Below are 14,811 nucleotides of genomic sequence, written 5' to 3'. Positions count from 1 at the left end.
AGGGTGGGTTAGCCGAAGGCGTAACCCACCACTGTTTGTCTCCACGGAAAATGACCAGGTGGGTTACGCTTCGCTTTGCCCACCCTACGCACCTCCGTTCACCCCCGCAGAATCGCCAGCGCCAGCGCCTGCGCGCGCGGCACGATGCTGTCGATCTCCAAATATTCCTCCGGCGTGTGCGCGAGCCCACCGACCGGGCCGAGGCCGCAAATGGTCGGCGTGCCGACCGCGGCGGTGAAGCCGGAATCGGCGCAGCCGCCGGAGAACTCGCCCTGCAGCGTGGTGAGGCCCACCTGTCTTGCGGCGGACTGATAGCCTTCGAACAGCGCCTTCGAGTCCGCGCTCTGCACCACCGGCACGAACTCGCCCTTGATCGACAGCGTCGCGCTGGTGCCCGGCACGAAGGAGGTCGCGACGATCTTTTCGATCGCACCCATGATCCGCGCGCGATCGGCCGGATCGACATAGCGCAGGTCGATCTGCCCTTCCGCGTAAGGTGCCGTCGTGTTGACGGACTGCCCGCCCGAGATGAGGCCGACATTGAGCGTGATGCCCTTGTCGAGGTCGGTGAGCGCGTGGATCTGGACGATCTTGTGCGCGAGCTCGCCGATGGCGCTGACGCCGGCGGCGAAGTTGGCGCCGGAATGCGCGGCCTTGCCGGTGATGGCCATGTGCATGAAGATGCCGCCCTTGCGCCCGGTGACGACGTTGCCCGTGGGCCGGCCCGGCTCGGAATTGAACACCGCGCGTGCCGCGCGTCCCTCGCGCTCGATCACCGGGCGCGAGGAGGGCGAGCCGATCTCCTCGTCGGAGGTGATCAGCACCTTGATCGGATGCGGTGCGCCGCCGAACTTGTGGAAGGCGGCGGCCACGAACACGTTCATGACGAGGCCGGACTTCATGTCGGCGACACCGGGTCCATAGGCGCGGCCATCCCGGATCGTGAACGGCCGCCGCCCGGCCTCGCCCTTGCCGAACACCGTGTCGCGGTGTCCCATCAACAGCACCGGCTTCTCGTTGCTGCCGGGCTTTGCCACCTCGGCATGGATCGCGTCGCCGAACGTGCCGTGGCTTTCGCGCCGGAACGGAATGCCGTGCTCGGCAAAATGCCGCTCGAACCGCGCACCGACGGCATCGACGCCTTCCTTGTCGTAGGAGCCGGAATCGATGTTCACGACGTCGCGGAGCAGGTCGATCATCGCCTGCTTCTGCGACGCCAGCCAATCCGTGATTTGAGCTTCAGACATGTGGTCCCTCGCGTGGTTTTCGGGCGGGGTTATAGGGCGTGCCGCGCGGATGGCATAGTCACGTGGCGCGGTTCGGTCATGCGAAGGATGCTCTTGAGGTTCGTCATTGCGAGCGCAGCTAAGCAGTCCAGTCTGTCGCCGCCGAGGGATTCTGGATTGCTTTGCTGCGCTCGCAATGACGGGGTGGCGGCCTGCGCCAAACGAAAAATGCCCGGACTTGGCCCGGGCATTCGCGTCCGCTCGATGGTCGCGGGCGCCTACGCCCCCATCATCGGCATCCGCGGATATTCTCCCGGCGTGCCTGCGGGCGGGATCGGGATGCCGCCGTCGGCATATTCATTGAGCTTGTTGCGCAGCGTGCGGATCGAGATGCCGAGGATGTTGGCGGCATGGGTGCGGTTGCCGAGGCAGTGCTTCAGCGTCTCCAGAATCAGGTCGCGTTCGACGTCGGCGACGGTGCGCCCCACCAGCGCGCGCGTCACCTGCTCGGCGGCCATAGTGGCATGCGCCACGGCCGGGGCGGTCTTGGCGAGGTCGAGGCGGTCGCCGTCCGGCGTGATGATGGCGTCGGGCCCGATCTCGTCGCCCTGGGCCATCAGCACCGCGCGGTGCATGGTGTTTTCGAGCTCGCGGACGTTGCCCTGCCAGCGGTTGGCGGAGAGCACGCGCCGCGCCTCGGCCGAGAGCGGACGCAGCGGCACGCCGTTGGCGTCGGCATATTTCTTCACGAAGTGCTGGGCGAGCTCGAGGATGTCGGCGGGACGCTCGCGCAGCGGCGGGATCTTCAAATTCACGACGTTGAGGCGGAACAGCAAGTCCTCGCGGAACGTGCCCTCTCGCACGGCCTCGGCGAGATTGCGGTTCGAGGTCGCGATGATGCGGATGTCGACCGGAACCGGCTTGGTGCCGCCGACGCGGTCGATCACACGCTCCTGGATGGCGCGCAGCAGTTTCGATTGCAGGCGAACGTCCATCTCCGAGATTTCGTCGAGCAGCAGCGTGCCGCCGGTCGCCTCCTCGAACTTGCCGATGCGGCGGGCGACCGCGCCGGTGAAGGCGCCCTTCTCGTGGCCGAACAGCTCGGATTCCAGCAGGTGCTCCGGGATGGCGGCGCAGTTGATCGAGATGAACGGACGCTTGGCCCGGGCCGAACGGGAGTGAACGTAGCGGGCCAGCACTTCCTTGCCCGTGCCGGATTCGCCGGTGATCATCACCGAGGCGTCCGAGCCGGCGATCTGCTGGGCGAGCTTGATCACCTTTGCCATCGCATCGTCACGGTAGACCAGCTCGCGGGAATCGTTGGCGACGGCAGCCAGCACCGCGGCGATCAGCTCCGGATCTGGCGGCAGCGGGATGTATTCCTTGGCCCCGGCATGGATCGCAGCGACCGCGGCGCGGGCGTCGTTGGTGATGCCGCAGGCGACGATCGGGGCGTGGATGTGCTCGGCTTCCAGCCGCAGCACGAGGTCGCGGATGTCGAGCGCGACGTCGACCAGCAGGAGGTCGGCGCCCTTGCCCCCGCGCAGCACGCGCATCGCCTGCTCGTGATCCTCGGCATGGGTCACGGTGGCGCCGTTCTCCATCGCGATCTTGGTGGCGGTGGTGAGCTGGCCCTTCAATGTGCCAACGATGAGAAGCCGCATGTCAGTCTCCTGTCCGTCTGCTCGCGCCGTCGCGCGTCATGTCCTTGCGTGTCAGCCGCGTTCGGCCTTGATGATTTCCGTCATGGTCACGCCGAGCTTGTCCTCCACCAGGACGACCTCGCCGCGGGCGACCAGCTTGTTGTTGACGTAGATGTCGATGGCCTCGCCGACGCGCCGGTCGAGCTCGAGCACGGTGCCCGGTCCGAGCTTCAGGAGCTCGCCGACGTCCATCTTGGAGCGGCCGAGCACGGCCGAGACCTGCACCGGCACGTCGAACACCGCCTCGAGGTCGGCGGCGGCACGCGCCGCATATTCGTCCTCGTTGTAGCCGACGTCGGTGCCGGCAGGCGGCATCGGGCCGTTGAGATCGGGCAGCGGGACCTGTCCGTCGGTGTCGCTCATGGTTCAGCTCCCCCTGCGGGACGCGATATAGCGTCCGACCATTTCGTCGATCTTGGCCGCGATGGCGCCGCGCTCCAGCACGACGCCGCCATCGGCCCATTCGATCCGGCAGTCGCCGGTGGCAATTTCCGGCTCGGCCAGGATCACCAGCCGGCCCTCGAAGCCGCTCTGCTTGGCGAGCCGCTCGATCTTCTCGCGCGCGCTGTCGTAGAGCGAATCGTTGATGCGGACGACGAGATGCGGTGTCGCGACCAGATGCGAGAAGCAGTCCTTGACCAGCGCGATGACCTCGCCGAGCGGCTCGGCGGCGACGAGGTCGGCGCACAGCTTGCGAGCCACCGCGATTGCGACCTCGACCGCCTCGGTCTCCATTCTGGTCTCGATGTTGCCGATGCCGGCGGCGACGCCGCGGATGGCGATGTTGATCTCTTCCATCGCGAGCGCGACGCGGCGGTCGCTCTCGGCCTTGGCCTCGCGCTGGCCGGCGGCAAAGCCGTCCTGATAGGCGCGGGCCTCGGCTTCCGCGACCTTCTGCGCGATCTCTGCCGCGGTCGCGGCCTTCTCGCGCGTCGCGCGCTCGGGCGCCGCGAAGTCGGTATCGAACAGGAATTTTGCCGGAGCGGCCATCAGTACACCAGCTCGTCGTCGGCGCGGTTCTTGGTCAGCATGATCTCACCCTTGGCGGCGAGGTCCTTGGCGAGATTGACCAGCAGCGCCTGGGCTTCGTCGACGTCGCGCAGGCGCACGGGGCCCATCGCCGCCATGTCGTCCTGGAGCATCTTGGCCGCGCGCGAGGACATGTTGCCGAAGAAGAAGTTGCGGACGTCCTCGTTGGCGCTCTTGAGCGCGACGCCGAGCTTGTCCTTGTCGACGTTGCGCATCAAGGTCTGGGCGGAGCCGGAATCGAGCTTCACCAGGTCGTCGAAGGTGAACATCAGCGCCTTGATGCGCTCGGCGGATTCGCGGTTGTCCTCTTCCAGCGAGGTGATGAAGCGGGTTTCGGTCTGGCGGTCGAAATTGTTGAAGATTTCCGCCATGACCTCGTGGGCGTCGCGGCGGCGGGTCTGCGACAGGTTGGACATGAATTCGGTGCGCAGCGTCTTCTCGACACTCTCGATCACCTCCTTCTGCACCGCCTCCATCTTCAGCATGCGGTTGACGACGTCGAGCGCGAGCTCCTCGGGCAGGATGCCGAGCACGCGCGCGGCGTGCTCCGGCTTCAGCTTCGACAGCACCACGGCGATGGTCTGCGGGTATTCGTTCTTGAGATAGTTGGCGAGAACCTCTTCCTGCACGTTGGAGAGCTTCTCCCACATGTTGCGCCCGGCGGGACCGCGGATCTCGTCCATGATGCCGTTGACGCGTTCCGGCGGCAGGTATTGCTGGAGCAGCCGCTCGGTGGCGTCGAAATTGCCCATCAGCGCGCCCGAGGCTGACATGCGCGAGACGAATTCGAGCAGCATGTCCTCGACGGTGTCGACCTCGACGGTGCCGAGCGTCGACATCTCCAGCGAGAGCTGGCGGACCTCGTCGTCGTCGAGCAGGCCCCAGATCTTGCCGCCGTATTGCTCGCCGAGCGCCAGCATCAGGATCGCGGCACGCTTCGGCCCGGGCAGCTGCGCGAGGCCCTTGCCGTCGGCGGCGCGATTGCCGGCGCGCTGCCCCAGCGTGGAGATCACGCTGGTGATGTCGTTCGAGTTGGCGTTTTGCAGATTAGCGGCCATGTCAGATCACTTCTTGATGCACTTGGCTTTGGTTATTTCGTCGGCTCAGTCAGCCACTGGCGGATGATTGCAACGGTTTCGTTGGGATTGCGTTCGGCGAGCTCGCCGACGCGGTGAACGGACTGGGCGTGGACCTGGCCCTGAATGGTGGCGACGTCGATGGCGCTGGTGCCGCCGCTCGGCAGCAGCGGCTGGCCGGCCGGCGCGGCCTCTTCCGAGGCGGCTGGGCCCGTCAGCACGCCGGAGATGGCGGCGGCGACCTCGTCCGAGGCGAGAATGCGCTTGACCAGCGGGCGGATCACCAGGAACAGCACGACGAGGCCGAGCAGCATCATCACGCCGAGCTCGACGAAGTACATGACGTCGTCCTTGGTGAACTGCAGCATGCCGAGAAAGCCGCCAGGCTCGCCGATCGGGGCGGTGGAGGGCGCGTCGGCGAAGCGCAGATTGACGACCTCGACCTGGTCGCCACGCTTCTGGTCGAAGCCGATCGCCGAGCGCACCAGCGTGGCGATGCGGTCGAGCTGCTCCTTGGTGCGGTCCTGGTAGGCCAGCTCACCCTTGTCGTTCTTGCTGTAGATGCCGTCGACCAGCACCGCGACCGAGATGCGGTTGACCCGGCCGGCCTCGGTCACCTCGGTCTTGGTGGTGCGGGAGATCTCGTAATTGTTGGTCTCTTCGGTCTTCTTGCTCTGGTCCTTGGGCGCGACGCCGTTGTTCTGCTGGTTGCCGGGCAGCTCGTTGTTGACGGTGACCTGGCCGTTGTTGTCGGCGGTCATGCTCTGCTCTTCGCGGGTCTGGCTCGAGCGCAACACGCGGCCTTCGGGGTCGAACTTGTCCGAGGTCTGGGTGACCTTGTTGAAGTCGAAATCGGCGGAGAGCTGCACGCGGGCGCGGCCCGAGCCGACCACGGAGGAGACGATGTCCTCGACCTGCTTGCGCATCCGCTTCTCGAAGGCGATGCGGCGTTCCTCGCCGATCGCCTGTTCCGGATCGGTCTGGGCGCCGTCGGCGAGCAGCTGGCCGGCCTCGTCGACGATCGAGACCCGCTGCGGCTTCAGGCCGTTGACGGCGGAGGCGACGAGGTGGCGGATGGCGCGGATCTGCTGGGCTTCCAGCGCGCCGCGGACGCGCACCACGATCGAGGCCGACGGCTCCGGCGCTTCGCGGGCGAATAGCGGCCGCTCGGGCAGCACCAGATGGACGCGGGCGGCCTGGATGCGGTCGATGGCGCGGATGGTACGGGCGAGCTCGCCCTCGAGCGCGCGCAGATGATTGATGTTCTGGACGAAGGAGGTGGTGCCGAGCGCGTCCGACTTGTCGAACACCTCGTAGCCGACGCCGCCGCCCTTGGGCAGGCCGCCCTCGGCGAGCTTCATCCGCAGCCGCGTGACCTTGTCCTTGGGCACCATGATGATGGAGCCCTCATTGCGGATCTCGAACTGGATGCCCTGGCGTTCCAGGTCCTTGATGATGCTGGAGGAGTCTTCGACTGACAGGTCCGTGAACAGCGTCGTCATCTGCGGCGTGGTGACACGCATGATGACGAAGGCAAAGAAGCCGATGAGCGCGGCGGTGACCGCGATCATCGCCCCGAACCGGGCGGCACCGATACTTTTTAAGAAGTCCGCAAGACCTTGCAAGCAACCGCCCCGACCAATCCGACCCGCAACCGAGCGGTCGACTGGGCAATTATTGCCTAGGTGATGGTTTCGATATGGTTAACGAAGGTTAAGAGGTCGGACAAAAGTGCATCATGAAAAAAATCGGCCTCGCAAAGCGAGGCCGATTTTCGTCAAAGACCGCAGAATTCCGGATCGCCTACTGGCGATATTGCTGGATGCGGGTGGTGCGAAGACCCGCCAGACCGTGCTGGTCGATGGAAAACTGCCAGGAGAGGAATTCGTCGACCGTCAGGGTATAACGGCTGCAGGCCTCCTCCAGGGAGAGAAGTCCGCCACGGACAGCGGCGACGACTTCGGCCTTGCGGCGGATGACCCAGCGTTTGGTGCCGGGTGCAGGCAGATCCGCGATCGTCAACGGACTGCCGTCCGGCCCGATGACGTATTTTACCCTCGGGCGATGGGGTTCTGTCATGGCGTACTCACAAACTCTCAACCACTGAACTCACGCCGTAACCGTAACCCCCGCGGCTTAAAAATCCGCTAAGCCTAAGGGTTCAATACAATTCTCGTTGAATCTTGCGGGAACGCGGCCGACTCGGCGGGCGAAAGACGCAATCTCGGCCGGCTGAGCGGGGCAGAAGGTAAATACTCTACTAACAAGCGGGGTCTGCGGTGGTGTCGCAAAGACCCTGATAGTCATCCCGGGGCGCGCGCAGCGCGAGCTATGATGCGCAATTGCGCATCTGAGGATCCATAACCCCAGGGAGTAGTTTGACGATGCCTCGGGGTTAGGGCTTCATGCGAAAACGACTTCCTGGGGCTATGGATCCCCGCCCCCCGTGCGCAATTGCGCACTAGGCGGGGATGACACTGAATTTGTTGCTGCAGTGTTCCGCTATCAATTGCTCGTCGCAATGATGCTCTTCACCTGGCTCAGCGTGTAGCTGGCGCCGTCGATGGTGAGCAGCGGCGGCGACTGGGTCAGATCGACCGACGACACCACGCCCTGCACCTGCGCGGCGATGCCGACATTGTTGTTCGCGACGTCCTTGCCCGTGGCCGAGATCGTGTACTTGCCGTCGGGCCATTGCGTGCCGTCATTGCCCATGCCGTTCCAGGTAAAGGGAATGTCGTTGCCGGCGGCGGCGGTATATTTGCCGTTGAACACGGTCTGGCCGCTCGAATTGGCGATGGAGATCTCGACCGTGGAGTCGGTCGGGACGTTGAGATGCCAGACAGCCGTCGAGTTGGTCATCGTCGCGGTCGAGCCGTCGACCAGCGCGGTCTTGCCGACGAAGCCCAGCGCCTGGGTCGCCTGCGTGGTCTGCTGCAGGGTGACGAGCTGAGCCAGCGATTCGTTGGTCTTGAGCTGCTGCTCGACGCCGGCGAACTGCACCAGCTGCTGGGTGAACTGGTTGGTGTCGAGCGGATCGAGCGGGTTCTGGTTCTGCAGCTGCGTCGTCAGCAGGGTCAGGAAGGTCTGGAAATTGCCGGCGAGCGTCGATCCCGTGGTCGAGCTCATCGACGAATTCGACGAGGATTTCGGCAGGTCGGTCGTCCCGGAGACGACCGGGGGCGAAGTGGCGGCATTCGTGGTGGTCATTGCCAGATACTCCTCACACTCTGATGTCGACGCCGCTGCTCGATCCGAGCATGCGGCCATAGCCGCGCCCGATGGGCGCCGTGGAAACGCTGTCGTCCTCGCTGATGATCAGGCGGCGGGCATTGCCGCCATTGTCGTTGTTCTGGCCTGAGTGCTGGCCCGATGAATTCTGGTCGCGCAGGCTGAAGGACAGACCGTTGCTGCCGGTCTTGAAGCCGGCATCGTCGAGCGCGCGCTGCAATTGCGGCGCGTCCTGACGCAGCATCTGCAGCGTCTCCGGCTTCTCGACGGTGAGATGCGAGGTGACGTTGCCGGCGCGGTCGACGTTGATGCGCACGTCGATGCGGCCGAGCTCGGCCGGATCGAGGCTGATGTCGAACCGCGACTTGCCGGACCGAATGGCGGCTGCGATCTCGATCGGGATGCCGCTGATCGGCACCGCCGTAGTGTGGGTCGCCGCGGTCGCGGTGAGCGTCGCGGTTGATGCTGTCGCGGCCGAGGTCGCATTCGTCAGCGGCGCCTGCACGGTAGAAGCGGCCTGCGCGCTGGTATCCGTCGGAGCGATCGTGGCTTGCGGGCCGGCATGCGCCGGCGCGGCCGACGTGCCCTGGGCCTGATCGGCGGCGCGGTCGGCGGGACCCGCCTTGGCGTCGGTCGCGACGCGATCGGGCTGCGGCTTGACGCCTTGCGCATGCGCGGCGCTGGCGGCCGGTGCCTGCGCCGTGGCGAGGTTCGTCTTGCCGGTGTCCTGGCCGATATTCGAGATGTCGGTCTCGGCCTGCACCGTGGCGGCATCCTTGAACGCAGTCTTGGGCGTGCCCTGGCTGACCGCGGCGATCAGTCCGCCACCAGCTTTTCCATCGGTCGAGGCGGTCTCGGTCGTGCCGGCCGCGGCCTCGCCGAGCGTCGTCGTGGTCTCGGCATCGACCTCGGCGCCTGCGGCCTTGGCGCTCGCCGTGGCAGTATCGGTCTTGGTGCCGGCGATTTGGGCCGCGATGGAGGCGCTGGCGGCAAGACCTGCCGCGGCGATCGCGAGCGGCGCGGCGGCGGCATCGCCAGCCTGGTTCGCAGCTGCATTCGGGTCGACCGGGACGACCGGCGCGGCAACGATGATGCCGGGGTCGGGCAGGGCGGTCTGCGTCGTCGCGGACGGCGCGGCGGCAGCCGCCTCGACGGCGGCCGTGAGGACCTCGGTGCCATCAGTCGCGTCGCTCTCGGGCTCGTCGGATTTGTCGGCCGATTTGGCGTCGGCCGTCTCGGACTTGTCCTTGACCTTGCCGGCGTCCTTGGCCGGATCGCTGGACGCCTCGCCCCTGTCATTCTCCGCCGGCGCGGAAGGGTCGGCATCGTCGCTCGCCTTGCTCTGCGAAGCCTGGTCGGTGGACGAGGTGTCGCGCGACGGCCGCTCGGCCGCCGGGGAGGACGAGGTCTGCTCGCTCCGGCGTGGTGCGCTGTCCTGCGCCGGCGCGTTGTTGCCGCCGGCCTGCGTGTTGCTGTCGACCAGCGAGCCGAAAGCCTCGCTCGCGGGCGTGTCTCTCGGGCCTTGCGACCGGGCAGGCTTCTGCTGCGCGCTCTGGATTTGCACGCTTGCCACGACATCTGACATCCGACCGACCACAGGCAACCCCTTGCAAGCAACTTCGCATCAAGAGGGAGCAAGGAGCGGGCCAGCGCCCCGAACCGAATATTTCAGTAATATAATCAACGCTTTAGCGATGTGGGTGCATTGCCGGGCCGCCGGCTCCGACCCCGCCATTTCTGCCGCCCCGGCAAGAATTGCCCTAAGCGGGGGGCTCGCGTGATTGCTTCACCGGAATGCCGCCTATATTAAAGAGGCTACTCTCAGCCGCTTTCGACTTGGGCAGTCGTGCTCTTCGGGAACCAAGGTTCCGGGGGATCGCCGCCGTCCCCCGAGAAAGCAAATCGCGCGTCGCCGCCGTCACAACGCTCTAGGGCCCATGCTCAACAGTCTGGATCTCGAAGGCCGTCCCGAGGACACCAGGGTCGTCGTTGCCATGTCGGGCGGCGTCGATTCCTCGACGACGGCTGCGCTGCTGAAGGCTGAGGGCTACGACGTCGTCGGCATCACGCTGCAGCTCTACGACCATGGCGCGGCCACCCACCGCAAGGGCGCCTGCTGCGCCGGCCAGGATATCCACGACGCCCGCGACGTCGCGGCCAAGCTCGGCATTCCCCATTACGTGCTCGATTACGAGGACCGCTTCCGCGAGTCCGTCATCGACAATTTCGCCGACTCTTACGCGCTCGGCGAAACGCCGGTGCCCTGCATCGAGTGCAACCGCAGCGTCAAATTCCGCGACCTCCTGAAGACCGCGCGCGAGCTCGGCGCCCAGGCGCTCGCCACCGGCCATTACGTCGCCTCGCGCCGCCGGGGCGACGGCTCGCGCGCGCTGGTCTGCGCCGCCGACGCCGACCGCGACCAGAGCTATTTCCTGTTCGCGACCACGCAGGAACAGCTCGACTTCCTGCGCTTTCCGCTCGGCGACATGACCAAGCCCGAGACGCGCGAGCTCGCGCGCCGCTTTGGCCTTGCGGTCGCCGACAAGCACGACAGCCAGGACATCTGCTTCGTGCCGACCGGCCGCTACACCGACATCATCACGCGCCTGCGCCCCAATGCGATGGACCCCGGCGACATCGTCGATCTCGAGGGCCGCGTGCTCGGCCGGCACAACGGCATCGCCAATTTCACCGTCGGCCAGCGCCGCGGCCTCGGCATCGCAGCCCATGCGCCGCTGTTCGTGGTGCGGCTGGACGCGGCGACCCGCCGCGTCGTGGTCGGCCCGCGCGATGCGCTGAAGATGCACCGCATCGCACTTCGCGACGTCAACTGGATCGGCGACGGCGACATCGACCGCGCCATCGGAAGCGGCCTCGAAATGTTCGTGCGCGTGCGCTCGACCCGCAGCCCCCAACCGGCATGGCTGCGCGGCAGCAACGGCCGTTACGAGGTCGAGCTCGTCGCCGGCGAGGAGGGCGTCTCGCCGGGACAGGCCTGCGTGTTCTACGACGCAGCGAGCGGCCAGGCCCGCGTGCTCGGCGGCGGCTTCATCCAGAGCGCCGCGGCCAAGGTCGGCACGGGCACATCGCGCCCGCTCGCGGAAGCCGTGCGCGGCTGAGCGCGATGAGATTGAGCCCAACTGTCACCGCAGCCACGGTGCGCCCCCTCTCCCGCTTGCGGGAGAGGGTAGGGGAGAGGGTGCTTCCGCGATGGGATACTCCCGATGCGGAGAGAACCCTCACCCGCGCCTTCGGCGCGACCTCTCCCGCACGCGGGAGAGGCACTAGACCTCCCGCGGGGCGGGATCCGTTCTCACCAACAAACACACCTTAGAGAATCTTCGCGCAAGGCAGGGGGGCATGGCAGCAGACATCTCGCGGGCCGGGGTCGAGAAGGCCTATGGCCGCTGGGCGCCGGTCTATGATCTCGTGTTCGGCAAGGTGTTCGACGCCGGCCGGCAGTCGACCATCGCGGAGGCCGACCGCATCGGCGGCCGTGTCCTCGACGTCGGCGTCGGCACCGGTCTTTCGCTCTCCGAATACGCGCGCACCACGAAGGTCTGCGGCGTCGACATCTCCGAGCCGATGCTGCGCAAGGCGCAGGCGCGCGTGCGCTCGCTCCGCCTCTCCAACGTCGAAGTGCTCTCGGTGATGGATGCGAAGAACCTCGCCTTCCCCGATGATTTCTTCGACGCGGTAGTGGCGCAATATGTCATCACGGCCGTGCCCGATCCCGAAGGCACGCTCGACGAGTTCATGCGCGTGCTTAAGTCAGGCGGCGAGCTGATCCTGGTCAACCACATCGGTGCGGAGAGCGGCCCTCGCAAGCTGTTCGAGCTCGCCTTCGCGCCCATCGCCCGCCGTCTCGGCTGGCGCCCGGAATTCCCATGGGCGCGGCTCGAGGGCTGGGCCGCAAGGCACGGCGGCGTCGCGCTCACCGAGCGCAGGCCCATGCCGCCGATGGGCCATTTCTCGCTGATCCGCTACCGCAAATCGTGATTGCCACCTGCGGGAACAGGGGGCCTCGCGCGCGCGTTTGTTTCCCATGCGCACGACAAACCTAATTCTCGCGGGCCTCCTGATCGCCGCCTCAGGCACAGCGATCGCGCAGGCCCCGCCCGCCCCGGCGACGCCGCCGCAAGCGACCGCGCCGCCATCCCCGCAACGCGCCGCCGGATGTGCCCCATCCGACCGGCTGGCCACGACGCCGGACGGCACCACCACCGGCCAGTCCCGGGAACCGCTCGGCGACAAGCTGGCCAAGACGGACGGCGTGCTCTGCCCGCCCGCGGGCGTCGATCCCGAGATGCACGCCCCGGCCCCCAGCACCGACAGCAACACCCCGGTGATCCCGCCCCCCGGCAGCCCCGGCGGCGACCCCAATGTAAGGCCGAAATAAGGGACGCTTCCCTTCGCCTCTCCCCGCTGGGAGAGGCCGGAATCCGCGCGACGCGCGGATTCCGGGTGAGGGGACACCATCCACGAGTCCGGCCCCGTAAAAAATCGCAAATTCTGGTGAGAAATCGGGCCGAAGCGGGCTTGTCGCGCCGAAGCTTTAGCGAAGGCGGATTGACTTACCCCCGCCCCCTTCCTTATATGCCGCGCGTTCGCGAGATCGGCCTCAAGTCGCCGCCGCGATCCCTGTGGCGGGGTAGCTCAGCTGGTTAGAGCACGGGAATCATAATCCTGGGGTCGGGGGTTCGAGTCCCTCCCCCGCTACCATTTTGATGCGATCCGTGTTCTCTGCATCCTCATCCTCAGAAAGGCTTGTTACAAGTTCCGTACAAGCAAAGGTGGCTATTGCGCTTACCTTGGAAATGGACCGAGCGCACGCACGGCCGTTCCGGTGTGCGGGGCATCTCACGTTTTCGTAGCTGGCTGCATTGCGCTTCGAGCCAGCCGCGAAACACCTAGAATAGTTGCCGCTATTTTTAGTTGATCTTGCTAGAATACACTATCTTGAATCATTTCGCCTTACCAACGAGCCCCGGACATCCATGTCTCAACTTAAAGCTTGGTGCGATCCGGTGGATCAGAAGATCAAGGCAAATCGTCTGACCGTTCTCAGCGCCGATCCCGCAAAACGAACTGTAGCCATCGAGGCCCTCGCGAAGGAGGTACCTAATCACTATTCCTCGCCGAAGCGAGTTGCGCGATTGCTCAAGCGGCTCGGCAAAGATAAGGCAGCCGAACTTAGACGTCGATTCGGCACTTCGCATCGTGGGTTCGAGCGATGGATCGAAAGGGCAGATTCTTGGGCCAGACTACGAGCTGCTTGGAGAAGTATCGGCCGCTCTCGCCCCGGATCGGTTGGGTCTCTTGCTTGCGACCGTGAAAGAGAAGGGCAAAAGTATCGCTTGGACGTATCTTGGGCCAGACGATCCATTCTCAGGTGAGCCAGGGATCACGTCATAGTGTTACTTATTGATCTCTTTTTTGTAGAATGGCGACTTTTAGATTTGCCGTCCCTAGCCTCGTTCAGTGCCGCCGACGCTGCTCGTATGAGTTGAACGTTGCGACTTCCAATGAACCTCTTCGGTCCGCCGACGAGTTGCTCGCCTTGCAAATGGCTGTTTCGAATCGCCCCTTACTTTGCGGTCTGGGCCCGCAGCTGTCCGATGCGAGCCGTCGGGCAAAACACCCGCATCTCGTCAACCCCTCCCCACAAAAATATTCACCTTTACCGAATTTCGGAAATATCGTATACCCCCACGCATCCCGGCTCATCCTGAGGGGCGATCGCGTCGTCGTCTTGATCGCGAGCCGGGCTTGCGGTGGACGCGGCAGCGTCGGGCGCGAAAGGTGCGGGCAGGGAGGGTAGTCCCCGGTGAGCTCGCGGCCGCGCGCGGACGAACGGCGCTGCTAGGTTTCGTCTCGTCTGTAAGTTTCCGGCGCTGTCGACGGTGTCAGGGAATACTGCGGGCGAAATGGCGGGCCGTGCGTACGGCAAAACCGTGTGGTCCTGGCCGTCGTTGCTACGGTCAAGCTCTTGCGGAGGCGGCAGTCGCGTCAACCGGCGCGGGTGCCGGTGAATTCCGCGAGGCGCGAGGGAGGCCAGAAGGAACTCGGCTCCCGGGAGAGCGCGGCATAAGCCGTCCGACCATCGCGCAGGGAAGGCCGAGTGATCGGCACCACCTGTATGCTGCTGTGCGGTCTTTTGCGTGTGCATTTTGCGCAGCAGACCGCGGGTGCGATGTCGGCACCTGGCCTTCCCTGCGCCCTCTTGGCTTTCAGATGGGCGAAACATCCGGCAAAGCTCGGGCGAAATCAGCCGCGAGGCTGCGAAGGCGTGTCTGTGATGCGAAGCGCTGTCGGGCCCCACGACGCTGCCCTTTACTCTCTCGGCGCGGGCGCCCCGTCCGTGCTGGAGACAAGGACGAGACCCTCGACCGCTCACGCCGGTTTATGCTCGAATACCGATTTGACCTGGCCGTCGCGCCGGCCCTCGAAGGTTTGCTCGGGAAGCAAGCGACCTGTTCTGTGATCACCATCACAGGCGTGGCGGCCTTTCTCTGTCTATATTGCCGGCTCGGAGCAGGGTGGCGA

Annotated in this window: 12 protein-coding genes and 1 tRNA gene; 4 read left to right on the top strand and 9 right to left on the bottom strand. The window is 65.7% G+C overall.

Going from position 1 to position 14,811, the window contains the following annotated elements:
* Nucleotides 1–98: 98 nt before the first annotated feature.
* From I6F20_RS11275 to I6F20_RS11235, 9 genes are all read right to left on the bottom strand, one after another.
* A complete protein-coding gene (locus I6F20_RS11275; RefSeq protein WP_225126216.1) occupies nt 99–1,247 on the bottom strand; it encodes a M20 family metallopeptidase in 1,149 nt (382 codons plus the stop codon).
* A 257-nt stretch (nt 1,248–1,504) separates the two neighbouring features.
* Entirely contained in the window at nt 1,505–2,890 is a 1,386-nt protein-coding gene (flbD, locus tag I6F20_RS11270; protein WP_035999037.1) for a sigma-54-dependent transcriptional regulator FlbD, read from the bottom strand.
* A 51-nt stretch (nt 2,891–2,941) separates the two neighbouring features.
* Nucleotides 2,942–3,292, bottom strand: coding sequence for a flagellar motor switch protein FliN (gene fliN / locus I6F20_RS11265; protein ID WP_035704875.1), 351 nt, complete (start codon nt 3,290–3,292; stop codon nt 2,942–2,944).
* A gap of 3 nt (nt 3,293–3,295) precedes the next feature.
* Complete coding sequence (locus I6F20_RS11260; protein WP_109142568.1) at nt 3,296–3,919, bottom strand: FliH/SctL family protein; 624 nt, start codon at nt 3,917–3,919, stop codon at nt 3,296–3,298.
* A complete protein-coding gene (gene fliG, locus I6F20_RS11255) occupies nt 3,919–5,016 on the bottom strand; it encodes a flagellar motor switch protein FliG (protein WP_225126214.1) in 1,098 nt (365 codons plus the stop codon). The genes I6F20_RS11260 and fliG overlap by 1 nt, the downstream gene beginning before the upstream one ends.
* Before the next feature lie 32 nt (nt 5,017–5,048).
* The gene (gene fliF / locus I6F20_RS11250) at nt 5,049–6,659 is read right to left on the bottom strand and encodes a flagellar basal-body MS-ring/collar protein FliF (RefSeq protein ID WP_109142570.1); all 1,611 of its coding nucleotides are present in this window, start codon (nt 6,657–6,659) and stop codon (nt 5,049–5,051) included.
* A gap of 178 nt (nt 6,660–6,837) precedes the next feature.
* Nucleotides 6,838–7,113 (bottom strand): CtrA inhibitor SciP, encoded by a 276-nt coding sequence (gene sciP / locus I6F20_RS11245; protein ID WP_002714638.1) that lies wholly within the window; start codon nt 7,111–7,113, stop codon nt 6,838–6,840.
* A gap of 426 nt (nt 7,114–7,539) precedes the next feature.
* On the bottom strand, nt 7,540–8,244 hold the full coding sequence (locus I6F20_RS11240) for a flagellar hook assembly protein FlgD (protein ID WP_109142571.1): 705 nt from the start codon (nt 8,242–8,244) through the stop codon (nt 7,540–7,542).
* A 13-nt stretch (nt 8,245–8,257) separates the two neighbouring features.
* Nucleotides 8,258–9,862: a flagellar hook-length control protein FliK gene (locus I6F20_RS11235; protein ID WP_225126213.1), complete on the bottom strand. Its 1,605-nt coding sequence runs from the start codon at nt 9,860–9,862 to the stop codon at nt 8,258–8,260.
* A 340-nt stretch (nt 9,863–10,202) separates the two neighbouring features.
* On the opposite strand from I6F20_RS11235, the gene mnmA reads away from it, so the two are divergent.
* From mnmA to I6F20_RS11215, 4 genes are all read left to right on the top strand, one after another.
* The gene (mnmA, locus tag I6F20_RS11230; protein ID WP_225126212.1) at nt 10,203–11,384 is read left to right on the top strand and encodes a tRNA 2-thiouridine(34) synthase MnmA; all 1,182 of its coding nucleotides are present in this window, start codon (nt 10,203–10,205) and stop codon (nt 11,382–11,384) included.
* Between the two features lie 241 nt (nt 11,385–11,625).
* Nucleotides 11,626–12,264, top strand: a complete 639-nt coding sequence (locus tag I6F20_RS11225; RefSeq protein WP_109142574.1) for a class I SAM-dependent methyltransferase — start codon at nt 11,626–11,628, stop codon at nt 12,262–12,264.
* A 46-nt stretch (nt 12,265–12,310) separates the two neighbouring features.
* The gene (locus tag I6F20_RS11220; protein ID WP_225126211.1) at nt 12,311–12,664 is read left to right on the top strand and encodes a hypothetical protein; all 354 of its coding nucleotides are present in this window, start codon (nt 12,311–12,313) and stop codon (nt 12,662–12,664) included.
* Between the two features lie 246 nt (nt 12,665–12,910).
* Nucleotides 12,911–12,987: transfer RNA gene (locus I6F20_RS11215), tRNA-Met, on the top strand.
* The last annotated feature ends 1,824 nt before the right edge of the window (nt 12,988–14,811 follow it).

The sequence above is a fragment of the Bradyrhizobium sp. IC3123 genome, assembly GCF_020193625.1.
Lineage (GTDB): Bacteria > Pseudomonadota > Alphaproteobacteria > Rhizobiales > Xanthobacteraceae > Bradyrhizobium > Bradyrhizobium yuanmingense.
This window is presented reverse-complemented; position numbering and strand designations above follow the sequence as displayed.

Bases quoted from the DNA above. Each gene is read 5' to 3' on its own strand.
- flbD (WP_035999037.1), bottom strand. From the start codon at position 2,890: ATGCGGCTTCTCATCGTTGGCACATTGAAGGGCCAGCTCACCACCGCC.
- I6F20_RS11275 (WP_225126216.1), bottom strand. From the start codon at position 1,247: ATGTCTGAAGCTCAAATCACGGATTGGCTGGCGTCGCAGAAGCAGGCG.
- sciP (WP_002714638.1), bottom strand. From the start codon at position 7,113: ATGACAGAACCCCATCGCCCGAGGGTAAAATACGTCATCGGGCCGGAC.
- mnmA (WP_225126212.1), top strand. From the start codon at position 10,203: ATGCTCAACAGTCTGGATCTCGAAGGCCGTCCCGAGGACACCAGGGTC.
- I6F20_RS11240 (WP_109142571.1), bottom strand. From the start codon at position 8,244: ATGACCACCACGAATGCCGCCACTTCGCCCCCGGTCGTCTCCGGGACG.
- fliG (WP_225126214.1), bottom strand. From the start codon at position 5,016: ATGGCCGCTAATCTGCAAAACGCCAACTCGAACGACATCACCAGCGTG.
- I6F20_RS11260 (WP_109142568.1), bottom strand. From the start codon at position 3,919: ATGGCCGCTCCGGCAAAATTCCTGTTCGATACCGACTTCGCGGCGCCC.
- I6F20_RS11225 (WP_109142574.1), top strand. From the start codon at position 11,626: ATGGCAGCAGACATCTCGCGGGCCGGGGTCGAGAAGGCCTATGGCCGC.
- I6F20_RS11220 (WP_225126211.1), top strand. From the start codon at position 12,311: ATGCGCACGACAAACCTAATTCTCGCGGGCCTCCTGATCGCCGCCTCA.
- fliN (WP_035704875.1), bottom strand. From the start codon at position 3,292: ATGAGCGACACCGACGGACAGGTCCCGCTGCCCGATCTCAACGGCCCG.